The sequence below is a fragment of the Mesorhizobium sp. P3_B5 genome (assembly GCF_056402815.1).
Genome location: NZ_JBFUGR010000001.1, coordinates 144988 through 168936, shown reverse-complemented (window position 1 = coordinate 168936; position 23949 = coordinate 144988). Strand labels below are relative to the sequence as shown.

General features: G+C 62.4%; 25 protein-coding genes. 14 read left to right on the top strand and 11 right to left on the bottom strand.

Annotated elements, in window-relative coordinates:
- Positions 1–13: 13 nt before the first annotated feature.
- Both AC1DVW_RS00785 and AC1DVW_RS00780 read right to left on the bottom strand, forming a co-directional pair.
- Positions 14–280 carry a DUF1488 family protein gene (locus AC1DVW_RS00785; protein WP_477243788.1) on the bottom strand — a complete coding sequence of 89 codons (267 nt, stop codon included), beginning with the start codon at positions 278–280 and terminating at the stop codon, positions 14–16.
- Positions 277–540: a hypothetical protein gene (locus tag AC1DVW_RS00780; protein ID WP_477272040.1), complete on the bottom strand. Its 264-nt coding sequence runs from the start codon at positions 538–540 to the stop codon at positions 277–279. The genes AC1DVW_RS00785 and AC1DVW_RS00780 overlap by 4 nt, the downstream gene beginning before the upstream one ends.
- Positions 541–788: 248 nt before the next feature.
- Between AC1DVW_RS00780 and AC1DVW_RS00775 the strand changes: the two genes are divergently transcribed.
- The 5 genes from AC1DVW_RS00775 (at position 789) to AC1DVW_RS00755 (ending at position 4264) form a co-directional block, all read left to right on the top strand.
- A complete protein-coding gene (locus AC1DVW_RS00775) occupies positions 789–1121 on the top strand; it encodes a co-chaperone GroES (RefSeq protein ID WP_477320710.1) in 333 nt (110 codons plus the stop codon).
- A 49-nt stretch (positions 1122–1170) separates the two neighbouring features.
- A complete protein-coding gene (gene groL, locus AC1DVW_RS00770) occupies positions 1171–2796 on the top strand; it encodes a chaperonin GroEL (protein ID WP_477243782.1) in 1626 nt (541 codons plus the stop codon).
- A gap of 140 nt (positions 2797–2936) precedes the next feature.
- Positions 2937–3101 carry a hypothetical protein gene (locus AC1DVW_RS00765; RefSeq protein WP_477272035.1) on the top strand — a complete coding sequence of 55 codons (165 nt, stop codon included), beginning with the start codon at positions 2937–2939 and terminating at the stop codon, positions 3099–3101.
- A gap of 58 nt (positions 3102–3159) precedes the next feature.
- Positions 3160–3792, top strand: a complete 633-nt coding sequence (locus AC1DVW_RS00760; protein ID WP_477320709.1) for an NAD(P)-dependent oxidoreductase — start codon at positions 3160–3162, stop codon at positions 3790–3792.
- A gap of 112 nt (positions 3793–3904) precedes the next feature.
- A complete protein-coding gene (locus AC1DVW_RS00755) occupies positions 3905–4264 on the top strand; it encodes an SPW repeat protein (protein ID WP_477320708.1) in 360 nt (119 codons plus the stop codon).
- An 82-nt stretch (positions 4265–4346) separates the two neighbouring features.
- Here the strand turns inward: AC1DVW_RS00755 and AC1DVW_RS00750 are convergent, their stop codons facing one another.
- Both AC1DVW_RS00750 and AC1DVW_RS00745 read right to left on the bottom strand, forming a co-directional pair.
- A complete protein-coding gene (locus AC1DVW_RS00750) occupies positions 4347–5900 on the bottom strand; it encodes a trimethylamine methyltransferase family protein (protein ID WP_477320707.1) in 1554 nt (517 codons plus the stop codon).
- A 12-nt stretch (positions 5901–5912) separates the two neighbouring features.
- On the bottom strand, positions 5913–8327 hold the full coding sequence (locus AC1DVW_RS00745; protein ID WP_477320706.1) for a GcvT family protein: 2415 nt from the start codon (positions 8325–8327) through the stop codon (positions 5913–5915).
- Positions 8328–8439: 112 nt separating this feature from the next.
- On the opposite strand from AC1DVW_RS00745, the gene AC1DVW_RS00740 reads away from it, so the two are divergent.
- The 4 genes from AC1DVW_RS00740 to AC1DVW_RS00725 all read left to right on the top strand — a co-directional run bounded on the left by AC1DVW_RS00740 (position 8440) and on the right by AC1DVW_RS00725 (position 12624).
- Complete coding sequence (locus AC1DVW_RS00740; protein ID WP_477272027.1) at positions 8440–9078, top strand: TetR/AcrR family transcriptional regulator; 639 nt, start codon at positions 8440–8442, stop codon at positions 9076–9078.
- A 175-nt stretch (positions 9079–9253) separates the two neighbouring features.
- On the top strand, positions 9254–11413 hold the full coding sequence (locus AC1DVW_RS00735) for a transglycosylase domain-containing protein (protein WP_477320705.1): 2160 nt from the start codon (positions 9254–9256) through the stop codon (positions 11411–11413).
- 85 nt (positions 11414–11498) lie between these two features.
- The gene (locus AC1DVW_RS00730) at positions 11499–12083 is read left to right on the top strand and encodes a DUF1214 domain-containing protein (protein ID WP_477243768.1); all 585 of its coding nucleotides are present in this window, start codon (positions 11499–11501) and stop codon (positions 12081–12083) included.
- On the top strand, positions 12076–12624 hold the full coding sequence (locus AC1DVW_RS00725; protein ID WP_477272021.1) for a DUF1254 domain-containing protein: 549 nt from the start codon (positions 12076–12078) through the stop codon (positions 12622–12624). Before AC1DVW_RS00730 ends, AC1DVW_RS00725 begins: the two co-directional genes overlap by 8 nt.
- A gap of 18 nt (positions 12625–12642) precedes the next feature.
- On the opposite strand, the gene AC1DVW_RS00720 is transcribed toward AC1DVW_RS00725, so the two are convergent.
- Entirely contained in the window at positions 12643–12849 is a 207-nt protein-coding gene (locus tag AC1DVW_RS00720; protein ID WP_477243764.1) for a hypothetical protein, read from the bottom strand.
- A gap of 189 nt (positions 12850–13038) precedes the next feature.
- On the opposite strand from AC1DVW_RS00720, the gene AC1DVW_RS00715 reads away from it, so the two are divergent.
- On the top strand, positions 13039–14055 hold the full coding sequence (locus AC1DVW_RS00715) for a hypothetical protein (RefSeq protein WP_477243762.1): 1017 nt from the start codon (positions 13039–13041) through the stop codon (positions 14053–14055).
- Here AC1DVW_RS00715 and AC1DVW_RS00710 read toward each other — a convergent pair.
- From AC1DVW_RS00710 to AC1DVW_RS00700, 3 genes are all read right to left on the bottom strand, one after another.
- Positions 14042–14389: a DUF1491 family protein gene (locus AC1DVW_RS00710; protein ID WP_477243760.1), complete on the bottom strand. Its 348-nt coding sequence runs from the start codon at positions 14387–14389 to the stop codon at positions 14042–14044. The two genes, AC1DVW_RS00715 and AC1DVW_RS00710, sit on opposite strands and share 14 nt — an antisense overlap.
- A 71-nt stretch (positions 14390–14460) precedes the next feature.
- Positions 14461–15243: a peptidoglycan-binding domain-containing protein gene (locus tag AC1DVW_RS00705; protein ID WP_477243759.1), complete on the bottom strand. Its 783-nt coding sequence runs from the start codon at positions 15241–15243 to the stop codon at positions 14461–14463.
- Positions 15218–16963 (bottom strand): PAS domain-containing sensor histidine kinase, encoded by a 1746-nt coding sequence (locus AC1DVW_RS00700; protein ID WP_477320704.1) that lies wholly within the window; start codon positions 16961–16963, stop codon positions 15218–15220. The genes AC1DVW_RS00705 and AC1DVW_RS00700 overlap by 26 nt, the downstream gene beginning before the upstream one ends.
- 536 nt (positions 16964–17499) lie before the next feature.
- Between AC1DVW_RS00700 and AC1DVW_RS00695 the strand changes: the two genes are divergently transcribed.
- Positions 17500–17853 carry a DUF5330 domain-containing protein gene (locus AC1DVW_RS00695; protein WP_477272013.1) on the top strand — a complete coding sequence of 118 codons (354 nt, stop codon included), beginning with the start codon at positions 17500–17502 and terminating at the stop codon, positions 17851–17853.
- A gap of 114 nt (positions 17854–17967) precedes the next feature.
- Entirely contained in the window at positions 17968–18396 is a 429-nt protein-coding gene (locus tag AC1DVW_RS00690; protein ID WP_477321552.1) for a SufE family protein, read from the top strand.
- A 143-nt stretch (positions 18397–18539) separates the two neighbouring features.
- Here AC1DVW_RS00690 and AC1DVW_RS00685 read toward each other — a convergent pair whose 3' ends face one another.
- A complete protein-coding gene (locus AC1DVW_RS00685; protein ID WP_477243752.1) occupies positions 18540–18965 on the bottom strand; it encodes a Ros/MucR family transcriptional regulator in 426 nt (141 codons plus the stop codon).
- 427 nt (positions 18966–19392) lie between these two features.
- Positions 19393–19761 (bottom strand): SH3 domain-containing protein, encoded by a 369-nt coding sequence (locus AC1DVW_RS00680; RefSeq protein WP_477320703.1) that lies wholly within the window; start codon positions 19759–19761, stop codon positions 19393–19395.
- A 120-nt stretch (positions 19762–19881) separates the two neighbouring features.
- Between AC1DVW_RS00680 and AC1DVW_RS00675 the strand changes: the two genes are divergently transcribed.
- Both AC1DVW_RS00675 and AC1DVW_RS00670 read left to right on the top strand, forming a co-directional pair.
- The gene (locus AC1DVW_RS00675; protein ID WP_477320702.1) at positions 19882–22032 is read left to right on the top strand and encodes a S9 family peptidase; all 2151 of its coding nucleotides are present in this window, start codon (positions 19882–19884) and stop codon (positions 22030–22032) included.
- An 86-nt stretch (positions 22033–22118) separates the two neighbouring features.
- Positions 22119–22520 carry an SET domain-containing protein gene (locus AC1DVW_RS00670; protein WP_378978788.1) on the top strand — a complete coding sequence of 134 codons (402 nt, stop codon included), beginning with the start codon at positions 22119–22121 and terminating at the stop codon, positions 22518–22520.
- 236 nt (positions 22521–22756) lie between these two features.
- Here the strand turns inward: AC1DVW_RS00670 and AC1DVW_RS00665 are convergent, their stop codons facing one another.
- Entirely contained in the window at positions 22757–23902 is a 1146-nt protein-coding gene (locus tag AC1DVW_RS00665; RefSeq protein ID WP_477320701.1) for a glycosyltransferase family 4 protein, read from the bottom strand.
- Between the last annotated feature and the right edge of the window lie 47 nt (positions 23903–23949).

The following is a 23949-nucleotide window of genomic DNA, read 5'->3' as shown; positions in this document are numbered from 1 at the left end:
TGGGCGACGTGCATTAGCCGAAATCAGCCGCGGTCAGCACATACATGCTCCTGCGGGTGCGGGCATAGGCGTTCCTGGCAATGTCGTGGATGGAGCTGGACGCCGTGTCGAAGGCCGCCAGATAGGTGGCCTCGGAGGTCGCCGTCCCCGATGGCGCCTTCGAGATGGCATCGGCGGTGACAGAGAAGGAAATCTGAAACATGCCGTCATGGCCGACAAAGCGGATACGCTTGCCCGCCTCGTCATAGCTGCGGCTTCGGTTGGGGAATGTAAGGCTCATGATTTTACTCCCTTTGGCGCGGCGACGGCTTTCTTGACTGCCGCCCGCTTCTTCTTCGGCGTCGGGTTCAAGGCTTCCGCCACCCGGTCGGCCTCTTCCTTGGCCAGCCGCAATTCGCGCAGCCTGGCCGTCTTGATGACGCGGAGCCTCGCCTCGGACATATATTCGGCAGTCGCCTTGCTGCGCTCGGCGGTTTTCTTCTGCTTGTCGACGAAGCGTGCCTCAGCTTTTTCCATGATCGTTTGAGCGACTTCAGCCATGGACGAAATCTCCTTTTTGACGCGAGAATGTGAAAATGCGTTTCCCCGCTAAAATAGGCACTCGAAAGCGAAATTTCAATTTTCGGATTATTTTGCGATCTTCGAATTCCCGGAATTGAACGGGTCGAATAATACTACCCAATATTTCTGCCGTCCCGCGATTAATTTTTGGCACTCCTATCTATCGAGTGCCAACGGGCCTATATGGAGGCAGCGGCCGCCTATGCCGGCCCCAGAAAGAAGTTCCCATGAAATTTCGGCCACTCCACGACCGCGTCGTCATCAGGCGCGCGGAAAGCGACACCAAATCCAAGGGCGGCATCATCATCCCCGACAATGCCAAGGAAAAGCCGCAGGAAGGCGAAGCGATCGCCGTTGGGCCGGGCGCACGCGACGAAAGCGGTGCGCTGATTGCGCTCGACGTCAAGGCCGGCGACTTCATCCTGTTCGGCAAATGGTCCGGAACCGAGGTCAAGATCGATGGCGAGGACCTTCTGATCATGAAGGAAGCCGACATTATGGGCATCATCGACAAGAGCGAGACCATCGACAAGACCGTGGCGACCAAGAAAGCCGCCTGACGACGCTGTCCATGCCTTACTGCTCTCCAAACGAACTGGATGAAAAATCATGTCTGCCAAGGAAATCAAATTCTCCACCGATGCCCGTGACCGCATGCTGCGCGGCGTCGAAATCCTCAACAATGCCGTCAAGGTGACGCTCGGTCCCAAGGGCCGCAACGTCATCATCGACAAGGCCTATGGGGCGCCGCGAATCACCAAGGACGGCGTCACCGTCGCCAAGGAAATCGAACTTGCCGACAAGTTCGAGAACATGGGCGCGCAGATGGTGCGCGAAGTGGCCTCGAAGACCAACGACCTCGCCGGTGACGGCACCACCACCGCCACGGTGCTGGCCGCTTCGATCCTGCGCGAAGGCGCCAAGTTCGTTGCCGCCGGCATGAACCCGATGGACCTCAAGCGCGGCATCGACCTTGCCGTGACCGCCGTGGTCAAGGAAATCCAGGCGCGTGCCAAGAAGGTCAAGTCGTCGGCAGAGATCGCGCAGGTCGGCACGATCGCCGCCAATGGCGACGCCACCGTCGGCGCCATGATCGCCAAGGCGATGGACAAGGTCGGCAATGACGGTGTCATCACCGTCGAGGAAGCCAAGACCGCCGACACCGAGCTCGACGTCGTCGAGGGCATGCAGTTCGACCGCGGTTATCTCTCGCCCTATTTCGTCACCAATGCCGAGAAGATGCGCGTCGAGCTGGAGGATCCCTACGTCCTCATCCATGAAAAGAAGCTCGGCAATCTGCAGGCGCTGCTGCCGATCCTCGAAGCGGTCGTGCAAAGCGGAAAGCCGCTGCTGATCATCTCCGAGGACGTCGAAGGCGAAGCGCTGGCGACTTTGGTCGTCAACAAGCTGCGCGGCGGCCTCAAGGTCGCGGCCGTCAAGGCGCCAGGCTTCGGCGATCGCCGCAAAGCGATGCTGGAAGACATCGCCGTGCTCACCGCCGGCCAGATGATTTCCGAGGATCTCGGCATCAAGCTGGAAAACATCACCATCGACATGCTCGGCCGCGCCAAGCGCGTGCTGATCGAGAAGGACACGACGACGATCATCGACGGCGCCGGCCCGAAGGCGACCATCCAGGCGCGCGTCTCGCAGATCAAGGGGCAGATCGAGGAAACCACCTCGGACTACGACAAGGAAAAGCTGCAGGAGCGTCTGGCCAAGCTGTCGGGCGGCGTTGCCGTCATCCGTGTCGGCGGCGTCACCGAGTCGGAAGTCAAGGAAAAGAAGGACCGCATCGACGATGCACTGAACGCCACGCGCGCGGCGGTTGAAGAAGGCATCGTTCCCGGCGGCGGTGTCGCACTGCTGCGCGCCAGGTCGGTGCTCAACGGGATGACCGGCGCCAATGCCGATGTCAATGCAGGCATCTCGATCGTGCTTCGGGCACTCGAAGCGCCGATCCGCCAGATCGCCGAGAATTCCGGCGTCGAAGGCTCGATCGTCGTCGGCAAGCTCTCCGACAGCAAGGATCACAATCAGGGCTTTGATGCCCAGAACGAGATCTATGTCGACATGATCAAGGCCGGCATCGTCGATCCGGCAAAGGTGGTGCGCACCGCATTGCAGGACGCCGGCTCGATCGCTGCCCTGTTGATCACCGCCGAAGCCATGATCACCGACATCCCGGCCAAGGACGCCGCGGCTTCGGCCGGTGGCGGCATGGGCGGCTACTGACCATCGCCTGAAGTGCCCGCCCGGCAAGCCGAACGGGCCAAACCAGAACAACGGCCGCCGGGAGCACTTCCCCGGCGCGCCAAGGATTTCCGCCAGTCAGGAAGACTTCCATCAGTCAGCAACGACAGGGAGATCGACAGATGATTACCTTCGTCCCGAAGCCAAATGGCGTTCCTGCGACCAAGCCGGCCGAGGAAAGCCGCTTCGACCGCATCCGCAGGATTGCCGCCGACAAGCACAGACAGACCGACACCGGCACGATACGCCGCGATCCGCAAAAGGCCGGCGACAAGCGCCCGATGTGAGGCGGCGGCGCGTCCCTCAGGGGGCGCTGCGGGCTGATCAGTTCCAGGGAAGCGGATGATGAAACTGCTGATCTTTGGCGCCTCGGGTGCGACTGGACGCGTCCTCGTCTCGGCGGCGCTGGCAAAAGGCCATGCCGTGACCGCCTTCGTTCGCACCCCGAGCAAGCTTGCCGTCAGCCATGAAAACCTGACGGTGATTGTCGGAGATGTCGCCGATCAACAGGCGGTGAAGCGCGCCATTGCCGGTCATGAGGCAGTTTTGAGCTGTCTCGGGGTCGGCGTGCCCCTGAAACATGACCCGGTCGTGGTTGCCGGCATCGGCTTCATCGTCGATGCCATGCAGCGGACCGGCCCTGCCCGGCTCATCTATCTTTCCTTCCTTGGCGTCCGCGACAGCCGGCGGCAATTGGGGCCGCTGCTCGGCGGTGTCATCGTGCCGCTTGTGCTGCGTCATGAAGTGGCCGATCACGAGGCCAAGGAAAACCTTATCGTCCGATCCAATCTCGACTGGACCATCGTGCGGCCACCCAAGCTCATAAACGCTGCGGCAACTGGCAAATTCCGCCACGGCAATGGTATCCGGGCAGCGTCCCTGCTGCCGACATTGGCACGTGCCGATGTGGCAGCCTTCATGCTCGGCCAGCTCGACGATACCACCTACTCGCGCAAGGCGGTCGCCATCCTGCGCTGACCTCCCGGGGGCAGGTCCTTGAAGGCCATTTGAAGCGTAATTATATCAATGACTAAGCGTGCGGTGCACGCGAAACGCAGTGCTTTGGTCAAGCTTCTCTATGGAGGTTGTCATGGCCAATAAACTCATGGAAGGAAAACGTGGCCAGGATCTGATCAATCTGATCCTTGCCGTTTGCCTGTTCGTCTCACCCTGGATAATCGGTTTCGCCGCTGAAACCACTGCCGCTTACAACGCCTGGATTGTTGGCGTTGTGCTCGGTGCGCTGGCTTTCGCGACGCTCTCCGTATTCGCCGAGTGGGAAGAGTGGGTGAACCTTGTTCTCGGACTTTGGCTGATCGTTTCACCCTGGCTGCTGGGGTTCGTGCCCAACGCTGACGCGATGGCGACGCATGTCATCCTGGGCGTGCTGGTGGTTGCCGCATCGGCCTGGGCAGTCTGGGACGTCCATCACCCGCACGCGCATGCGTGATCGGTGACGACAAAGGAGGGGCCCGGCGCGTGAGCGGCGGGCTCCGCTGATCGCAAAGAGCGATGCGCCGGCCGGCACCACCTCACGAGACCGGCGCCGCGCCGCCTTGTTCAGTGCGCCGGGCGATGAACTCATCGAGAATGCCGGCGGTGGCGACGGCGGACACCGGCGGCGTGAAATCGGCAAGCGTCCGTTTCCAGATGCCGGTGGCGCGCTCGGTCGCTGTCTTCGACCCTGAAAGCGTCCAGTTGCCGAAATTCGACCAATCGGCCACCAGCGGCTCGTAGAAAGCGGTGCGGTAGCGCGCCATTGTGTGTCCGGCCGAGAAGAAATGCCCGCCTGGCTGCACCTCGGCGATGGCCTCGAAACCGATCGCATCATCGTCGCCGGGTGTGGCGGCGCAGAGTTCCGCGACCGTTTGCAACGCCTCGATATCGGTGATCAGTTTCTCGAAGGAGACGCTGAGGCCACCTTCGAGCCAGCCCGCGGCATGGATGCACACCGTGGCACCGGCCAGCACCGAACCCCACAGCGCGAACTGCGTTTCATGCGCAGCCTGCACATCCGAGATGTTGGCGGCGCTGCCGCCGCCGGAGCGCCAGGGCAGGCCGGTGAAGCGCGCCAACTGGCCGGCGCCCAGCGTCGCCTTGACATGCTCGGGCGTGCCAAAGGCCGGCGCTCCCGACTTCATGTCGACATTGGACGAGAAGGAACCATAGACCACCGGCGCGCCTGGCCGCACGATCTGCGCCAGCGCCAGCCCGGCCAGCGCCTCGGCATGCTGCAGCGTCAGCGCGCCGGCGACGGTGATCGGCGCCATGGCGCCAGCCAGGCAAAACGGCGTGATGATCGACACCTGCCCTGCCCGGGCAAAGTCGATGATGCCTTGCGCCATCGGGATGTCGAGCTGGCGCGGCGAATTGGTGTTGATGACCGTATAGCAGTGGGCACCCAAACGAAACGCGTCCTCGGACAGACCACGCGCCAGCCGCAGCATCTCAAAACTGTCCTCGACCTGCGGCGTGCCGCGGGCGAAGACGAACGGGAATTTGTCGGACAGTGTCAGCTGCGCACGATTGACGGCATAGTGACGGAAGCGATTGTCGACGTCCTGCGGCTCGATGCAGGGTCCAAGCATGTGCAGCACGTCGAAATGCTGCACCAGCCGCATGAGGTCCTCGAAATCAGTCAGCGTTCCCGGCCGCCGGCCACGTTCGAGATCGGTGACGTTGGGCGCGCCGGCTCCGGCCAGGAACGTCATCGAACCCAGTTCGAGCATCAGGTCGCGGGAACGGTCGCCGGCCAGCGCCCGGATCGATTTGGGCGCCGAGGCCAGTGCCGCCGTGACGATATCGCGACCGATGCGAACCATCTGGCTGTCCTCGTCGACCAAGGCGCCGGCGCGGGTAAGGAGGGTGCGCGCTTCGGGCAACAGAACCTTGACGCCAAGCTCCTCGAGCACCCGCAGAGCCGTGTCGTGGATGGCGGCGACCTGGTCGTTCGTAAAGATCGGTTGCGGCAGGAACGGATTCTTCAGCGAACGGTAGTCCGGCCGACGGCTGGACTCGCTGCCAGCTTCGCCGGTTCGTCCGCGCCGGCGCTCGCGCCTGACGTCACGTGCGGCGTCATCGACCATGGCCATACCTCCTCATTGCCGCATCGCCTTCCCCTCGGGATCGTAGGGAGAGGCCGGGATGATGCGCGCCGGCCGCTCTACGCCGACAATATGCACCGACAGCGCCGTGCCTTCGCCAGCGAACTCGCGATCGACAAGCGCCAGCGCCAGGCTCTTGCCGACCGTATAGCCATAGCCACCCGAGGTGACGAAGCCTACGCGCCGGCCGTTGTGCCAGACCGGTTCGAAGCCGCTGGCGTCGGCGTCGACGGCGTCGATTTCCAGCGTCACCAGGCGTTGTTGGGCGCTGCCATCGTCCCGTTGCCGCAACGCCGCCTCGCGACCGATGAAGTCACCCTTGCCGAAGGCGATGAAACGGTCGAGGCCGGTTTGGGCTGGCGTATAGGCCTGGGTGAATTCGCGCGACCAGATGCCAAAGCTCTTTTCCAGCCTGAGCGCATTCAGCGCATAGAAGCCGATCTCGGCAAGGCCGAGATCCTCGCCGGCGGCGAGCAGTGTTTCGCGCAAAGTGGCATGCATGCTGGCCGGACAGTTGATCTCGAAGCCGACTTCGCCGGCGATGGAAAGGCGGGCAACCCGCGCGCGCACCATGCCGATGTCGAACTCGCCGCAGGCCATGAACGGCAAGGCACTCGACGAGGCATCCTGATGCGTCGTGCGCGCCACGATGGCCCGCGCATTCGGTCCGGTGACGAGAAAACCGGTCATGATGTCGGAGAGGTCGGTGACGGTCACGCCGTCGGCCGCATGCGCCTCGAACCAGCGCATGTGGAACTCCCGGAGATAGTAGGAGCCCATGATCCAGTACGTTCCGCCGCCCCAGTTGAAGACGGTGAGATCGCCCTTCAGCCGGCCGTCATGGCCGAGCATCGGCGCGAGTTTTGCCTGCCCCGGCTTCGGCACTTTCGAGGCAAGCAGCCGGTCGAGCCAGGCTTCGGCGCCCGGACCTGACACCGCGTAGCGCGAAAAGGCTGAGGTATCGACGAGGCCGGCGGCGCGGCGCACCTGCAGCGCCTCGTCGCGGACGATGTCGAAGGCGTTGGAGCGCTTCAGGGTGGTGTTTTCGCGAAAGCCCATCGGTGCGAAATAGGCCGGGATTTCCAGGCCCCATGACGACGTCCATTCGCAGCCCGCCGCGGTCATGCCGTCATAGGCGCCGGGCCGTTTCAGCGGCCGGCCGGCGGGCAGGCGCTCGTTGGGAAAGGTCATGACGAAGCGGCGCGAATAGAACTGGCGCGTCGTCTGTTTCAAATACTCGCGGTTGGCGGCAAAGGCGCCATAGCGGGCGATGTCCATGCCAAAGATGTCGGCTTGCGGCTCGCCGTGGATCATCCACTCGGCCAGTGACTTGCCGACGCCGCCGCCCTGGCTGAAGCCGGCCATGACGCCGCACGCGACCCAGTAGTTTTTGAGGCCGCGCACCGGACCGACGAGCGGGTTGCCGTCCGGCGTGAAGGTGAAGGCGCCGTTGACCCATTTGCGGATGCCGGCCGTCGCCAGGCAAGGAAAGCGCAGATAGGCCTTGGAGAGTTCCGGGCTGATGCGGTCGATGTCTTCCGGGATCAGTTCGATGCCGTAGTCCCACGGCGCGCCGTCGATGTTCCAGTGTTTCGGGTTCTGCTCGTAGACGCCGAGCAGGACGCCTTTGCGCTCCTGTCTCAGATAGGCAAAGCCGTCGAGATCGACGGCGAGGCCGAGTTCCTTGTCGAGTGCGGCGACCTCCGGAATTTCCTCGGTGATGAAGTAATGGTGCTCCATCGGCGTCACCGGCAGGTCGACGCCGACCATGCGGCCGACCTGCTTGGCCCACAGACCACCAGCATTGACGACATGCTCGGCAACGATCGTGCCTTGCTCGGTCAGCACATCCCAGCTGCCGTCGGCGCGCGGCTTGAGGTCGAGGACACGGTTGCGCAGGATGACATCGGCGCCGCGCTTTTTCGCGGCTCCGGCATAGGCATGCGTGGTGCCGTAGGGGTCGAGATGGCCCTCGTTGGAATCGTAAAGGCCACCCAGCACGTCGCTGACATCGACGATCGGGCAGATTTCCTTGATTTCTTCGGGGGTCACCAGCCTGGCGGTTTCGATGCCGACCGACTGGAACACCGCCCAGGCCGATTTCAGCCATTCCCAGCGGGCGGGATCGCTAGCCATGTTGACGCCGCCGGTCATGTGCAGGCCGGCATTCTGGCCGGATTCGGCCTCGATCTCGCGGTAGAGCTTGATCGTGTAGTCCTGCAGGGCGGCGACGTTGGGATCGGCGTTGAGCGCATGGAACCCTGCCGCCGCGTGCCAGGTCGAACCGGCGGTCAGTTCGGCGCGCTCGATGAGCGCGACATCACTCCAGCCGAAGCGCGCCAGATGGTAGAGCACCGAGGCTCCGACCACCCCACCCCCGATGACGACTGCACGATAGTGCGACTTCACGAGCCTCTCCCTCTCGTTGGAAGCCTCATCATACAAACTCTGTACACATGTGTCTAGACACTTGTGTACAGTTGGCTTGCGCACCGCTTCGCACCATGCCACTTGTGTGTCCATGATCATGATCGCTCCGCAAGACGAGCCGGCGCCCGGCAACATCAAGGTGACGCGCTGGGACTGGATCAATCTTGCCCTGCAGACACTGATTTCGGATGGCATCGAAAGCGTGCGCATCCTGCCGCTCGGCCAGAAGCTCGGCGTGTCGCGCTCCAGCTTCTACTGGTATTTCCAGAGCCGCCAGGATCTGCTCGACCAACTGCTCGCCCACTGGCACGACACCAACACCAAGGCGATCGTCGAACGTGCGCAGCGGCAGGCGCAATCGATCATCATGGGCGTCATGAACGTGTTCGAATGCTGGGCCGACGAGCGGCTGTTCGACCCCAGGCTCGACTTCGCCATCCGCGAATGGGCGCGCCGCTCCGACGATGTGCGCCGGGCGATCGACAAGGCCGACAATGACCGGCTGGGCGCCATTCGCGACATGTATCGCCGCCACGGCTATGACGAGGAGGACGCCTTCATCCGGGCGCGTGTGCTCTACTACATGCAGATCGGCTATTACGTGCTTGACCTCAAGGAGCCGGTCGAGGCGCGGGTCAGCCATCTGGCCGCCTATCTGCGCAGCTTTACCGGCCTGGAGCCCAGCGAGGCTGATGTCGCGCATTTCATGCGCTTCATCGCGGCACGGTGAGCTCCGCCTGACGATACCAGAATCAAAGCCATCTCTACCCGGTCAACAAACCGTGCCGTGTGGCTTCGCCGCCCTTGTGAGCGGTGCTAAAATGGACGAATAGTCTTGCCTGGTGCGCCGCCCTGAAATTGCCCGCAAGCGGGTCTCAGGTAACGGCGTGGGGCGGAATTCTGGAATGACCAGTCCTTTGGAACCGCGCAAGAGAAGAGGTCCGATCGCCGCAACACTGCTGGCGGTGGATGCGTGGCTCGATTCCTCGCTCTACGAGATCGGCTTCAAGGCCAGTCAGTTCTGGGAAACGGCCACCATCTTTTTCCGGCGCTTCCGCGTGACCGGCTGGCGCCGCGGCATCATCGAAGTGTTGAGCGAAGGTTTTACGATGGGCGCCGGCGGCATCGTCGTCCTTTTGGCGCTGGCCTTGCCGGCCTTCCAGATTACCACCGGCGACTGGCGCACGCAGGGTGACTTCGCCGTCACCTTCCTCGATCGATACGGCAACGAGATCGGCCAGCGCGGTATCATCCAGCGCGATTCGGTGCCGGTCGACGAGATGCCCGACCATGTCATCAAGGCGGTGCTGGCTACCGAGGACCGGCGCTTCTTCGAGCATTACGGCATCGACGTGCTCGGCCTGTCGCGCGCTATCTTCGAGAATGTGCGGGCAAATTCCGTCGTGCAGGGCGGCTCGAGTATCACCCAGCAGCTGGCCAAGAACCTGTTCCTGTCGAATGAGCGGACCTTGCAGCGCAAGATCAAGGAAGCCTTCCTGTCGCTGTGGCTGGAAGCCAATCTGTCGAAAAAGGAAATCCTGCAGCTCTATCTCGACCGCGCCTATATGGGCGGCGGCACTTTCGGCATCGAGGCGGCGGCCGATTTCTACTTCGGCAAGAGCGTCAAGGATTTGAACCTCGCCGAGGCGGCGATGCTGGCCGGCCTGTTCAAGGCGCCGACCAAATACGCGCCGCACATCAACCTGCCGGCGGCACGCGCCCGGGCCAATGTGGTGCTGTCGAACCTGGTCGATTCCGGCTTCATGACCGAAGGCCAGGTGCTGCAGGCGCGGCTGCATCCGGCCGAAATCGTCGACCGCGGCGAGCAGAAGAGCCCGGACTATTACCTCGACTGGGCCTTCGACGAGGTCAAGAAAATCGCCGCCAAGACCGGCCAGCATTCGCTGGTCGCCCACACCACCTTCGACGCCAACATCCAGAAGGCGGCGGAGGAATCGATGGAATTCCATCTGCGCCAGTTCGGCAAGGAGTACAACGTTACCGAGGGCGCGGTGGTCGTCATCGAGACCAATGGCGCGGTCAGGGCCATCGTCGGCGGCCGCGACTACGGCGCCAGCCAGTTCAACCGCGCCACCAAGGCGCTGCGCCAGACCGGCTCCTCGTTCAAACCCTATGTCTATGCCACGGCGATGGAACACGGCTTCACGCCGGACTCCGTCGTCTCAGGCGGGCCGATCACCTGGGGCGGCTGGTCGCCCAAAAACTACAGCGGCGGATCGGCCGGCAATGTCACGTTGATCACGGCGATCGCCAAATCGATCAACACCGTGCCGGTGCGGCTGGCCAAGGACCATCTCGGCATCGCGCCGATCAAGGCGATGGCCGAATCATTCGGCGTCGAATCGCCGCTCGAATCGCACAAGACGATGGTGCTCGGCACGTCGGGCATGACGGTGATGGACCAGGCGACAGGCTACAGCGTGTTCGCGCAGGACGGCTTCGTCGGTTCGCGCCACGGCATCACGCAGCTGGTCACCCGAACCGGCGAGGTGGTCTACGACTTCGCCAAGGATGCGCCGCCGCCGCATCGGGTGCTGTCGGAACAGGCGCTCATCTACATGAACACCATGCTGGCAGCGGTGCCGGTGATCGGCACGGCCCGGCGGGCCCAGCTTCCCAACATCGTCGTCGCCGGCAAGACCGGCACCACGCAGTCCTACCGCGATGCCTGGTTTGTCGGCTTCACCGGCAACTACACGGCCGCCGTCTGGCTCGGCAATGACGACTTCACTCCGACCAACAAGATGACCGGCGGCTCGCTGCCGGCGATGGTGTGGCAGCGGCTGATGGTCTACGCCCACCAGAACATCGACCTCAAGCCGATCCCCGGCCTCGAACACCCCTTCATCGACGCGGAAATCGCGGCCAAGGCCGAGGAAGCGGAGAAGAAGGATGCCGATCAGGCAGCCGCCGACGCAGCTGCCGAGCGCCCGGCGGTGCTGTCCAGCCGGACCACGCAGACGCTACGCGACATGACCAGGCTGTTCCAGACCGCGCCGGTGCTCGAGAGCCCTGCGACGCCGGAGACCCTGTCGGCGCTGTGACCAGGCAATTGCGCGACGCCCGCTTGCCACATGCCCCTGCGCCGCGATATCCCCGAGCGGCAATCCTGCTTGTCCCCGGCCTTTCATGCTCAAGAACGCCTTCCTGACGCTCCTCGCGCTTGCCATAGCCATCGGTGGTGGCGGCGGCAGCGTCTGGTATGCGCTCAAGGTGCAGGACGGCGTCGGCGCCATCAGGATCGGCCAATGGACCGCATTCCCCGATATCGGCACGCAAGGCGCGGACCCCTATTCGAAGGCGCGCGTGGCGCGCGAGGGCGTGCTGGCGCTCGGACAGGCCGAAGGGCTGTCCTTCATCGCCGAGCGCGATGCCGGCGGCGACCAGCTGAAGCGGGAATGCGCCTACAGGATCGAAGGCGGATTTCCCACCGCCCGCTTCTGGACCCTCTATGCCGCCGATCAGTCGCTTGGCGTGGTCGAGACCGGCAAGCCGAGGTTGGCGGCGTTGCAATCCTACCAGGTGCTGCGCCAGCCCGACAATTCGGTGATCATTTCCGTCGGCAACCGCCCCACCCCCGGCAACTGGCTTTTGACCGACGGCTTTGGCCGGATGTATTTCGTGCTCACCTTCTACGACACGCCGATCGCCTCAAGCACCGGGCTTTCGGATGTGACGCTGCCGAAGATCGAGAAGGTCGACTGCAATGCGTAGGTTGCTGCACGCCGTCCTGCTTGGCCTGGTCGGCGCCGGCATCGTGCACATCGTGGTGCTGCTCTTGGTGCCGGAGTTTTCCGAACGCGACGCCTGGTCGCGACTGGCCATGGCCTCGGACCTCTACAAGATGACCAGGCTCGATGCCGAGGCCGGCGGCGCGCCGGTGGTCAAGTCCGTCGATCCGCTATTCTATGCGGCGGCCTGCCGCTTCGATCTCGCCGAGGGGATGGTGCGGGTCAAGGCGCCGGGCAATGTGCCGTTCTGGTCGGTGTCCGTCTATGACCGCAACGGTCACAATTTCTATTCTTTCAACGACCACACCGCGACCGGCGGCGTGCTCGACACCGTCGTGCTGACGCCGGCGCAGATGATCGAGGTGCGCAAGGAACTGCCCGAGGATCTGCAGGGCGCGATCTTCGTCGAAGCCCCGATCGACGAAGGCATATTCGTCATCCGCTCGTTCGTGCCCGACGACAGCTGGAAGCCTGTCGTATCGCGGTTTCTCGAGCAGAGTTCCTGCGAACTGCAGGACTACTAAGCCTACCCCGAAGTCGACTCAGTGATGCGGTACCGGCATCGATCCCGGCGAGCCCGGTGACCCCGGCTTGTCCGGACCGGCGCCGCCTGGCCGTGCCTCGCCCGCCAGCGACCGCTGTTCGTAGCGGACGCCGGGGAAAATGATGACTGCCGCCGGTGTGCCGGTGGTTTGACTTGCTCTGCTGGTTGCCGCCGTTCGCGGCACGAAAGACAGGACCATGCCCATGGTTCGCGTATTCCTCTCGGTTGCCCCGGAGCACAACGCAACGCCTCCAAATGTGATTAAGGCAGGCAGAGGGTTAACGGAGCGCTAACGGATCAGCGCTAACTTGATCTTTGTTCTAGACGTACGCGAAACCGACACAGTCCCGGTCGAGCGTGGTCCAGATTGTGTCGAGTGTCGGGCGTATCCTTCGTGTCAGCTTCGGATTTCAGGCAAATCGCTATACGGGCTGAATCGGGAAAGGCCGAAAGGCTGTTCCGCGCGGTGGTCTCGGCGTTCTGTTGCCTGACCCGTCCTTCGCGCCGCGAGATCGCCCAGCTCGAGGATCTGACGCTGCCGCTGTTCGACAATGTGTCGGTCGAATCGCGCCGCTACGTCGCCGCCGCCCTTTCCGAATGCGAATATGCGCCGGCCGCGTTGGTGCGGCGGCTTTGCGAGGAACCAGTCGACATTGCCGCCCCTTTGCTCATCCGCTCGCGCGCGCTCAGTGACATCGACCTTATCGCGCTGATCGGACGTCACGGCCTGCCGCATGCGCGCGCCATAGCGCGCCGCAAGGACCTCAACCCGACCATTGCCCAGCTGATCAAGGTGCTTGAAAAGCCGACACTGGTGCGGGTGCGGCCGCCGGAAGCGGTCGTGAAACCGGCGACCGAAAGCGCCGAAGCCACGACCGTTGCGTCCGACCGGCAGGAGACCTCAGGCGTTGCCGCCGAAAACGCCCGGCAGCGGCTGCGCTCGATGATGCGCACTGATGCCGTGAGTGAAGGGGTTGCCGCAAATGCGTTCGTCGGCTCCAGCACCTATGCCAGGCTGCGCGAGACGGCGCTGACCGGTAACGCGGCCTTCTTCCAGACCGCGCTTGCCGACGCGCTCGAAATCGATTTTTCGACGGCGCGATCGCTGACGGAAAGCTCTACCTATGCCTCGCTGCTTGCCGCCTTACGAGCGCTCGACCTCAGCGAAGACAGGGCATTCCTGATCACGGTTGCCGTCTATCCCAATGCGTTTCCGCACCCGCAGGCCATTCGGACCTTCCTTGATCGCTACCATCTGCTGCATCGCGAGGCGGCAGTGGACAAGGTCCGCAACTGGAAAGCAGAGACGCTGTCGAGGGCGGTTCGCGCCACCGCCAACACCGCCGTGAATGCCGATGCACGCAAGGCATCGAACAGCGACGACGCTGCCGGCAGCCTCAAGGCGTCTTGACGGAGAGAAGCTCCTCGACCGGAACCGCGCCGGCCTCGATCTCGACCACCCAGATGTCGGGATCGAATTTTTTTTCCCGCTCCAACCTGGCATCGAACAGGGCGGCGTCATCGCCAGTGCCGAGCAGGCTGAAAAACCGGTCGTCGGGCTTGGCCGAATCGTAGCTCGTCTGCGGCGCCGGGCCGAACAGGGTAATTTCACCCAGCCTGCCGCGCGCCAGCACAAAGACGGCACCCGCCTCGGTGGCGCCGCGCTTGACGACAGCGGCAAAACCGCCGGCGCCGAAAACCCGGCGCAGCAAAGCCGACACCCATAGGTCGGTGGTCACGCGCATGACAGGGCTCCGGACGACATGCGACGGGTCTTAGCCGGATTTTCGCCGATCGGCGAGCCTCGTTTCGACCGTCAGTTGGTCAGACCGATCTCGCGCATCTTGACGTAGACGACCTCGTCGGGCTCGCCGGTCTGCGGCAGGCCGAACAGCGACTGGAATTCCTTGATCGCGGCCTTGGTGCGGGCGCCGACGACGCCATCGAGCTGCATGTCGTCATTGCCGAAGGCCTTCAGCCCGGCCTGGATCTTGACGATGCGGGCGTCAGGCGCCTGAGCGGATGCGGGCGCCGAGACCGGGATGGCAACCGGTGCAGTCGCTGGCGCGGCGGCAGGAGCAGCGGCCATATCCACCGGGCGCGGGACCGGATGCGGGATGCCCGCTGTCGTCTGCTTGGCGCCGAGCTGGTCGAGCAGAACGGCGTCGATCTCACCGGTTTCAGGCAGCCCGACCTTCTGCTGATAGGCCTGGATGGCCTTGCGCGTGTTGGGGCCGGAAAGGCCGTCGACAGTGCCGGAATAGAAATCGAGGTCCTTCAATATGCCCTGGACCTGTTCGACGACCGGGTCGCTTTTGACTGGGCCTGGCCGCACAATGTTGATGGTGGTCTCGGGTTCGTCGCTGCCCGCCCGCGAAAAGCTCTCCATGCTCCTGGTGGCGAAGAATGCGCCGGCATGCGGAAAGGGCTGGTACCACAAGGCGTTGGCCGAGACGTAGAATAGCGTCACCAGGAATGCGGTGGAGCCGCCGACCAGGACCGGATTGCGCGAGATTATGCTGCCGACAGCCAGCGCCCCGTCCTCGAAGGCGTTGCTGCGGTGCTTGACCGCCTTAAGCTGTTTTGCGGAGCGAGCCATTCCTGTCCCCTTTCGCTTCCCCCTTCGTCCAGGCTTTGGGCATCGGCAACACGCCGGTCTTGTCGGTCGAGCGATCTTTCGGTCCGTTCACCGGAAAGCTGATCGCAACCGTGGTGCCCTCGCCCGGCATGCTCTCGATCGACATCGTGCCCTCGTGCAGCGCCACCAGCCCCTTGACCAGCGACAGGCCAAGCCCGGTTCCCTCGAAGCGGCGCGTATAGTCGTTCTGGATCTGCATGAACGGCTTGCCGAGATTGGCAAAGTCCTCTTCGGCGATGCCGATGCCGGTATCCTTGACCCAGAAATGCAGCCGCGAGCCGATGCGCTTGGCGCCGACGACGACAGCGCCGCCATCGGGCGTGAACTTGATCGCATTGGAGACGAGGTTGATGAGGATCTGCTGCACGGCGCGGCGGTCGGCGTTAATCTCGCCGGCGTCCGGTGCAATCTGCGCCTGCAGATCGATGTTCTTTGCCTCGGCCTGCAGCTGCATCATCGACTGGCACATTTCCACGGCGTCGATGAAGCGGAACGGCTCCGGCTGGGTCGCGTAGGCGCCGGCCTCGATCCTGGACACGTCGAGGATCGAGGTGACGACGTCAAGCAGATGCTGGCCTGAATCCCGGACCAGGCCGACATATTCCTTTTGGCGCGGATCCTTGAAGCCGCCGAACATCTCATGCAGCAGCATGTCGGAAAAACCGATGATGGCGTTGAGCGGCGTGCGCAGCTCATGGCTGACGATCGCCAGGAACCGTCCCTTCGCCACCTCAGCCGACGCGGCCGCTTCATTGGCAACGGCGAGATCCTCGCGCAGCCGGGCAATTTCGCCGTCCTCGCGCAGCACCAGCGTGAAGATGTCCTGCTGCAGTTCGCCCCGCACCAGTTCGAGAAAAAAAGGCCGGTAATTGTCGGCCGTCGGGCCGTCGCCGTTCTGCGGCAGCCGGACGCGAAGATCGAGCCGGCGCGCCGGCGCGCCATCACGCATATCCGCGAGCGCGCTGAGATAGGCGACGCGATCGGACAGATGGATACGATCGAACAGGCCGGTGCCGAACAGCAGCTCCGGCGGCAGCTTCAGGATCGTGCGTGCCTTTGCCGACGCGTCGACAACCTCGCCTTGCCGGGTGATACGCAGGACGACGGCGTCGATTGTGTCCTCGAGCCGGTCGCTTGCGGCCAGCGCGGGCTGTGCCTGCGCGGCATCGCCGAAGGCGGCAAGCCGGGGGACCAGCGTCAGCCCCCAGGCTAGCGGCAGCAGCCAGTGCCACGCGGCAATTTCCATGGCACCGAAGGGCAGGACGGAGCCGGCAAAGGGCTGCAGCAGCACGGCGAGCAGAGCGGAGACGCCGCCCCACAACACTGCGCGCCGCGAGGCGCCGATCCACCAGGCTTCGAATGGCAGCGCCACGGCAAGCAGGGCGACCGGCGAGGCGAGGCCGCCCGCCGCGGCAATGACAGCGGCAAGCGCAAGACCGCCCACGCCAAGGGCGACCTGGCTGGCGAGCGCCATCTTGCCCGAGGCCGCCACCAGCAAGGCGGCGAACCAGCAAAAGCCGAAAGCGGCGAAGATCGTTGCGACCGTGACGGCCGCGCCCATGCCCGAAGTGACCAATGTGACCGCGGCACCGGCGGTGAAGAACGGGGCAGCCAGCATGACGCCGATGAAGCGGCGCTGGCGCAGGCGGTCATCCCGCCCGATGATATCAGGGTGAACCATACGTTCACAGCTGGCAGCCAGCGCGCCAGGCAATCCAACGTATCTGGCCGAAATCGAACTCAATGCAACGCACTCGCACCCGGTCGTGAACTGCCCTGCTTCGCAGGTGGCTTTTGTTGATTTGAAACTCGCATCCAGCGTTTAAGGAATGGATAAGGCTGAACGGACCAACGCCCGCCCTGCGGCAAATATTGTGGTGCGGTGCCATGAAATCCCAGGCAATTGCCGCCATAGTAAACGGAGCGTTATCCGCGCGGAGCGCCCTGATGCCGACGACAGTCAGCGCCGACGTTTCGCCATTTTCAGAAATACATAGAGAAAACAGTTAGATAGATGGTTACTGAGTACTGAAGAAAACCAGCGGCATTTGCGGCAAATCTATTGCAAAACGCATGGTTTCGAATTTGCCTAAAATTTGCGGAAAATTCTCACTGTCCCTGCAAGCCGTCCTTTGCGCGTCTGTGACAGTGTCGTGTCCATAAAAGAGGTCATGCCGCATGGACGCATGATCCGGCTACGGACGAGAGGGCATTGAGATGGGCTTTCTGATAAGAATGGCTTTCTGGTTTTCGCTGGTGCTTCTGGCGCTGCCGCTGACCGTCGGTCCCGACGAGGCAGGCCGCGAGAGTGTCGGCCCGCTCCAGGCCCTGTTTGCGGCGCGTGAAGCTGTCGGCGACATCGCCGGCATCTGCGAACGCAAGCCCGATGTCTGCGAGACCGGCAAGTCGGCGATGCACACGATCACCGCCCGGGCCAAGGAGACCGCCAAGATCGCGGCCGCCATGCTGGACGACAAGACAGCCACCGAACCCGACACATCCGTTTCCACCGGCAGCGTGGCCGAGCAGATCGTCCTGCCGGCAACAGTCAACATTCCGGCGAAAAACTGAGACAGCTTCCAGCCGTGTCTATGGCTACACCGCAGGCCCGCAGACCTCTCGGCGCCTGCGGTGCTTTCTTCTTTTTCCGTGACGCGGCGGCGCTGGATCACTATATCCGGCGTGATGACGACAACGATCCAGACGATCCGTGACGACTTTTCCCTGCTCGACGAGTGGGAAGACCGCTATCGCTATGTGATCGAGCTGGGCGAGGCCCTGCCGCCGTTTCCCGACGCGGAACGCAACCCGGCCAATAAGGTGCCGGGCTGCGTCAGCCAGGTCTGGCTGACCACCGAACATGGAGCAGGTGCCGACCCGGTCATCACCTTCACCGGCGATTCGGATGCCCATATCGTTCGGGGGTTGGTCGCCATCATGCTGGCGCTGTTTTCGGAACAACCGGCCAGTGAGATTCTGAAAACCGATGCGGAAGCCACGTTGAAAGGGCTCGGCCTTGACGAACATCTTTCGCCGCAGCGCGCCAATGGCCTGCGCTCGATGGTCAAGCGCATCAAGCGCGACGCCGAAGTGGCGCTGAAACAGACCGCCTGATCAGATCTGAGGCGAAGGATGATCGGGCGCGCGATTGCGCGTCGGCATGGAGAGCCGGGCATCAGCTGGACGCATCCGCCAAAAAGCAAAAACGGCGCCCACAGGCGCCGTCGATGGTCGAAATTTAGGAAACGAAGCCGGTATCAGCGCCCCTTGCGCTTGCGGCCAAGACCCATCTTCTTGGCAAGCTGCGAACGGGCAGCAGCATAGTTGGGCGCAACCATGGGATAGCTTGCGTCCAGGTTCCATTTTTCACGGTATTCGTCGGGCGTCAGACCATAGTGGGTCATCAAGTGACGCTTGAGCGACTTGAACTTCTTGCCGTCTTCAAGACAGACGATGTAGTCGTCATGAACAGAGCGTTTCGGGTTCACCGCAGGCTTCTGCTTGTCGGCAGGAGGCGCTTCGGCGACCCCGCCCACACGCCCGAGAGCGGCATGCACATCGGCAATAAGGTTCGGCAGTTCGCCGACAGGCACGGGATTGTTGCTGACATAGGCGGCCACCACATCGGCGGTCAGTTCGATCAGCGCATCGCTATTTCGGGAAGGCGTTTCGGCGATATCCATAGTGTTCAAGACCCCAACGAGGTTGTTTCTGTCTGCGCCCTTTTTCAGGAAACGGGCATCGCGCGAATTTCAGGCAGGAAGAACCTCCACGATTCGCGTCGGGGCATCTTAATGAGCCAGTCAACCAAGTAAGTCAATTCGCTTGTTGCGCTATATTCAACGATATTAGTCAAACATTCCGAATTCAGCTTCAATCTTCGGTGCACTGTGTAACTTTGCGATATTTTTCTGGTCAGGCCAGCAACGGCTGACGCTGCGTCACGTCCACCATTACATCGGCGGCGTGAGGTAAAATGGTTCGAATGCTTCGGCTATGCTTGGTCGCGCCATGGGCCAGCCGGTTATCAGGCTCTAATGAAATCACAGGTTGAAAACCATTACTGAATGTTCATGATCGGATATGCCGGCGCCGCCAAGGCGAGCCTCATCAGTAAGGGGTGATGTATTTTCCATACACCCAGCCGGTGGTGAAATTGCCGTTCTGCGCCGGATCGTGCCAGATTTCGCACCAGCGATAGCGGATTGTCTGTTCCTGCTTCCAGTGCGGTTGATTGGCGATATCGAGCAGGTTTGTCCCGCCTGTGCACTTGCCGGTCATCTGCAGAACCGTCCCGTTGGGATAGGCGGCCTGCTTCTGGGATGCGCCCGACGGGTATTTGCGCACGTTGAGCGTGTCGCCAAACGGCACGCCGGTCACTTGCCAAGCTGCGAACGCAGTTGCATGAGACTGGCCAGCGAAGGCCAAAACTGTCGAAGCGACGGCCAAAGCCGCAGCTGTGCGAATATAGAACTTCATCATTCTCTCCTCCCGGCCCCTCTGCCTGGAGCCCGACGACGCCAATAGAGCCTGGCTCTTGAACCCGCGCTGATCGGCGTGTTCATTCGCCATTCAAGATTTCTGCCACAGCGAGACATAATGACCAAATCTCCAGCATTCCCGACCGCCAGCCCACCACAGCCGGAGAAACGGCCGGTCTTCGACACACATCATGGGATCACGCGGAGCGACGACTACGCCTGGCTGAGGGCCGACAACTGGCAAGAGATGTTCCGGGATCCTTCCCTGCTCGATGGCCAGATCCGTGCCCAGCTCGAAGCCGAGAACGCCTACCAGGCGACGCTGATGGCCGACACCGTGCCGTTGCAGAAGCAGCTTTTCACCGAGATGAAGGGACGCATCAAAGAGGATGACTCCACAGTGCCGATGAAGGATGGACCCTATGCTTATGGTTCCTCCTTCAAGCTTGGCGGCGAGCAGCCACGCTACTTCCGCATGCCACGCGACGGCGGCGACGAGCAGATCCTGCTCGACGGTGACGCCGAGGCCGAGGGCAAACCCTATTTCCGCCTCGGCGAGGTCGACCATTCGACCGATCACGGCAGACTGTTGTGGGCGTTCGACGACAAGGGCTCCGAATTCTTCACGCTCAGAGTGCGCGACCTCGCCAGTGGCGAAGAGCTGGCCGACATCATCACCGACACTGGCGGCGGCGGCGTCTGGAATGACGGCAATGACGGTTTTTTCTACACACGCCTCGATCCCAATCATCGTCCGTCCAAGGTGCTGTTCCATGGCCTTGGCGACCAGCCTGGAAACGATCGGCTGATCTATGAGGAAACCGATCCCGGCTTCTTCATGAGTGTCGGCGGCACGCGTTCGAACGAATGGATCATGATCGGCATCAACGATCACGAGACTTCCGAATATCGGCTGATGCGCGCCAGCGAGCCGTTCGCCGAACCCAGGCTGGTCGCAGCGCGCGAGACCGGCCTGCAATACGACCTTGAAGAAGGCGGCGACATCTTCTTCATCCTCACCAATGCCGACGGCGCCAAGGACTTCAAGATCATGACGGCGCCGGCCAGCGACCCGGTGCGCGCCAACTGGCAGGAACTGGTGCCGCACGAAGCTGGCCGGCTGATCCTTTCGGTGATCGGCTTCAAGGGTCACATGGTCAGGCTCGAGCGCAAGGAAGGCCTGCCGCGCATAGTCGTGCACGACCGCAAGAGCGGCGAGGAGCACCTCATCTCGCTCGACGAGGAAGCCTTTTCGCTTGGCCTGTCGGGGTCCTACGAATACGACACCGAGATCATGCGCTTTTCCTATTCGTCGATGACGACGCCGGCGCAGGTCTTCGACTACAACATGCGCAGCCGCGAACGCGTGCTGCTCAAGACCCAGGAAGTCCCGTCCGGCCACGATGCGAACCACTATGTCACGCGCAGGCTGATGGCGCCCGCCACTGACGGCGAACTGGTGCCGATCTCGCTGATCCATCACCGGCAGACGCCGCTCGACGGATCGGCGCCTTGCCTGCTCTACGGCTATGGCTCCTACGGCATCACCGTGCCGGCGGCGTTCAACACCAACTGCCTGTCGCTGGTCGACCGTGGCTTCGTCTATGCGATTGCCCATGTGCGTGGCGGCAAGGACAAGGGCTATGGCTGGTACGACGACGGCAAACGGGCGCACAAGATGAACACGTTCACCGATTTCATCGCGGTTGCCCGTCATCTCGTCGCCGAGCGCTACACCACCCATGACCGCATCGTCGCGCAAGGCGGCTCGGCCGGTGGCATGCTGATGGGCGCGGTCGCCAACATGGCGCCGGAGTGTTTTGGCGGCATCGTTGCCGAGGTTCCCTTCGTCGACGTGCTGACCACCATGCTCGACGCCACCTTGCCGCTGACACCGCCTGAATGGCCCGAATGGGGCAATCCGATCGCTTCGGAGGAGGACTACCGGACGATTTCAGCCTACTCGCCCTATGACAATGTCGCGGCACTCGATTACCCGCCGATCCTGGCGCAGGCCGGCCTCACTGATCCGCGCGTCACCTACTGGGAGCCAGCCAAATGGGTGGCGCGGCTGCGCGAGCGCAAAAGCGGCGACAATCCGGTGCTGTTCAAGATCAACATGGACTCAGGACACGCCGGCGCATCGGGCCGGTTTTCGCGGCTCGAGGAGATCGCCTTCACCTATACCTTCGCGCTCAAGGTTACGGGCAAGCCTGAACCCGAGGTGACGGGGAAGGCCGATCTTGTCGCACACGAAGTTTTGAGCTGATTTTCCACTCGCAATTGCTACCGCCGCGCGCTACCCAGTGCGCGGCTTTTTTACAGCCACGTCATCAAATCTCGCAAGGTTTCGCCATGTTGCTCGTTGACGTCTATCTCGACAAATCGTCCATCCAGGGCATCGGTGTGTTTGCCAGGGCCCACATTCCGCGCGGCACGCTGATCTGGAAGCTGGACCCGCGTTTCGATCGGATCATCGACGTGGAAACTTACGAGAGCGAAAGCGGATCGGTGAAAAGCTATCTCGACCGCTATTCCTACCCCGACCGGCGCGACCCGAACTACATCGTCTTCGAAGCCGACGATGCGCGCTTCATGAACCATGCCGATGAGCCGAATTGCGACGTCTCCTCGCCTGAGGAAACATACGCCTTGCGCGATATCGCGCCCGGCGAGGAACTGACCTGCGACTACAATCATTTCTTCGAGACGGGCTTCGACTTTCTCGGCGACCGCCATTTGTCGCCGGAAAACTAGACACGAGTATCAAGGCAACATTCGTACCGTAGGGTTCGGGTATACTTGGCGTACTCCAGTCTAGAAGCCAGTCAACCCGAGACAGAAAGCCGAAGTGGCTGTCTTTGCCACAATGTCCGCGGCTGCTCGCGATCATGCCCTGACACACCACCGCAGAGCTTCAATAGGTCACCACATTATCGACGCAGCCCTGCACTCCCTGAGCCAGGCGCCGGCCGGCCGATAGAACGCTGATCTCAAACACATTCAGTGCGGCCAAGACTTTCAGTGACCTGATTCGGATGGGTTGATTCGATTATGTCGCACGCCCGGGCAAGACCGGAGAAAAGGTTTTGGTCAGCGTACTCGACCCCACGTCGGCAATAATCAGCCGCCTCGATCCCACAGAGCCGAGCCAACGCCCGGACAAACTCGTCGAGATCAAAAGGCTCTTGGAGAACGACCCCTGCGCCGCTCTTGGAGATGTGGTCTGAAAATCCGCAGACGCTGGTGGCAACGACCGGCAAGCCGTTGACTATGGCTTCGAGGATTACCCCACCCGTGACATCTGCGCGCGCCGGGTGAGCAAGCACATCGGATGCGCTCAAAACAGCCTTGAGACGGGCATCGGACGCATATCCAACGAAATGGACCCTGTGTTCCAAACCGAGCCTGGTGACCGTAGCCCTGTAGGGCCTAAGCTTGGGACTGGAGACTTCGAGACCCGCGACCACCAAATGCGCGTCGTGGGACTTGGCCAGTGCCTCGATCACGCGGTCCAGACCTTTTGTATGCGGCTGTAGGGCCAGCCAGAGCCACACCTTTGCGTCGGGCGGCAGCCGAAGCTCGCTGCGCGATGCCGCGCGCAGATGGGAAGCGCGGGCATCTGGATAAACCCGGTCCCGCGAAACCGTTGGTGGCAGAACAAGAATTCGATCTTTCACTGCAGGGTATGCGCTCTTTGCGGCATCCAGTTGCCGCGAAGACAGGCACAGAACCACAGTCTTTGATCGAGGTCCGAATGCGTTGGCTTCAATACGAAGCAAAGTCTGATAACGCGGAGTAAGCCGTTTCCAGAGTGGCAGATTGGGCCTGTTGAGTATCGGGTCCGCCAGGAACAAAACATCAACTGCAGCCATCATCTGGAACGCTACCGTTTTGTCGAACCCACGCTTGGAGGCCTCCACGAAGTTCTGACCAAACCGCCTCATTCTCTCATGATTCGTGAAAGCGTTGTCATTCATCGAAAGGCAAACGGTTGGAAAAGGTATCGGATTTTTTGCTCGCGCGACGAAGAAGACGGGTTCATGACCTCGTCGAGACAATTCACCCGCAAGGCGCAGTGCCGAATCCTCGAGCCCACCGCGCGGATCAAGCGAAAAAATTCCCAGCGCAATCTTCACGGGCGGCACCAAACCGTTTATTTGCCAAAGCCATATGGTTTTGCAGC

What these genes read in the sequence shown, in the direction of transcription:
- AC1DVW_RS00785 (WP_477243788.1), bottom strand. Translation starts at nt 280, where the DNA reads ATGAGCCTTACATTCCCCAACCGAAGCCGCAGCTATGACGAGGCGGGC.
- AC1DVW_RS00780 (WP_477272040.1), bottom strand. Translation starts at nt 540, where the DNA reads ATGGCTGAAGTCGCTCAAACGATCATGGAAAAAGCTGAGGCACGCTTC.
- AC1DVW_RS00775 (WP_477320710.1), top strand. Translation starts at nt 789, where the DNA reads ATGAAATTTCGGCCACTCCACGACCGCGTCGTCATCAGGCGCGCGGAA.
- groL (WP_477243782.1), top strand. Translation starts at nt 1,171, where the DNA reads ATGTCTGCCAAGGAAATCAAATTCTCCACCGATGCCCGTGACCGCATG.
- AC1DVW_RS00765 (WP_477272035.1), top strand. Translation starts at nt 2,937, where the DNA reads ATGATTACCTTCGTCCCGAAGCCAAATGGCGTTCCTGCGACCAAGCCG.
- AC1DVW_RS00760 (WP_477320709.1), top strand. Translation starts at nt 3,160, where the DNA reads ATGAAACTGCTGATCTTTGGCGCCTCGGGTGCGACTGGACGCGTCCTC.
- AC1DVW_RS00755 (WP_477320708.1), top strand. Translation starts at nt 3,905, where the DNA reads ATGGCCAATAAACTCATGGAAGGAAAACGTGGCCAGGATCTGATCAAT.
- AC1DVW_RS00750 (WP_477320707.1), bottom strand. Translation starts at nt 5,900, where the DNA reads ATGGTCGATGACGCCGCACGTGACGTCAGGCGCGAGCGCCGGCGCGGA.
- AC1DVW_RS00740 (WP_477272027.1), top strand. Translation starts at nt 8,440, where the DNA reads ATGATCATGATCGCTCCGCAAGACGAGCCGGCGCCCGGCAACATCAAG.
- AC1DVW_RS00735 (WP_477320705.1), top strand. Translation starts at nt 9,254, where the DNA reads ATGACCAGTCCTTTGGAACCGCGCAAGAGAAGAGGTCCGATCGCCGCA.
- AC1DVW_RS00730 (WP_477243768.1), top strand. Translation starts at nt 11,499, where the DNA reads ATGCTCAAGAACGCCTTCCTGACGCTCCTCGCGCTTGCCATAGCCATC.
- AC1DVW_RS00725 (WP_477272021.1), top strand. Translation starts at nt 12,076, where the DNA reads ATGCGTAGGTTGCTGCACGCCGTCCTGCTTGGCCTGGTCGGCGCCGGC.
- AC1DVW_RS00720 (WP_477243764.1), bottom strand. Translation starts at nt 12,849, where the DNA reads ATGGGCATGGTCCTGTCTTTCGTGCCGCGAACGGCGGCAACCAGCAGA.
- AC1DVW_RS00710 (WP_477243760.1), bottom strand. Translation starts at nt 14,389, where the DNA reads ATGCGCGTGACCACCGACCTATGGGTGTCGGCTTTGCTGCGCCGGGTT.
- AC1DVW_RS00705 (WP_477243759.1), bottom strand. Translation starts at nt 15,243, where the DNA reads ATGGCTCGCTCCGCAAAACAGCTTAAGGCGGTCAAGCACCGCAGCAAC.
- AC1DVW_RS00700 (WP_477320704.1), bottom strand. Translation starts at nt 16,963, where the DNA reads ATGGTTCACCCTGATATCATCGGGCGGGATGACCGCCTGCGCCAGCGC.
- AC1DVW_RS00695 (WP_477272013.1), top strand. Translation starts at nt 17,500, where the DNA reads ATGGGCTTTCTGATAAGAATGGCTTTCTGGTTTTCGCTGGTGCTTCTG.
- AC1DVW_RS00690 (WP_477321552.1), top strand. Translation starts at nt 17,968, where the DNA reads ATGACGACAACGATCCAGACGATCCGTGACGACTTTTCCCTGCTCGAC.
- AC1DVW_RS00685 (WP_477243752.1), bottom strand. Translation starts at nt 18,965, where the DNA reads ATGGATATCGCCGAAACGCCTTCCCGAAATAGCGATGCGCTGATCGAA.
- AC1DVW_RS00680 (WP_477320703.1), bottom strand. Translation starts at nt 19,761, where the DNA reads ATGAAGTTCTATATTCGCACAGCTGCGGCTTTGGCCGTCGCTTCGACA.
- AC1DVW_RS00675 (WP_477320702.1), top strand. Translation starts at nt 19,882, where the DNA reads ATGACCAAATCTCCAGCATTCCCGACCGCCAGCCCACCACAGCCGGAG.
- AC1DVW_RS00670 (WP_378978788.1), top strand. Translation starts at nt 22,119, where the DNA reads ATGTTGCTCGTTGACGTCTATCTCGACAAATCGTCCATCCAGGGCATC.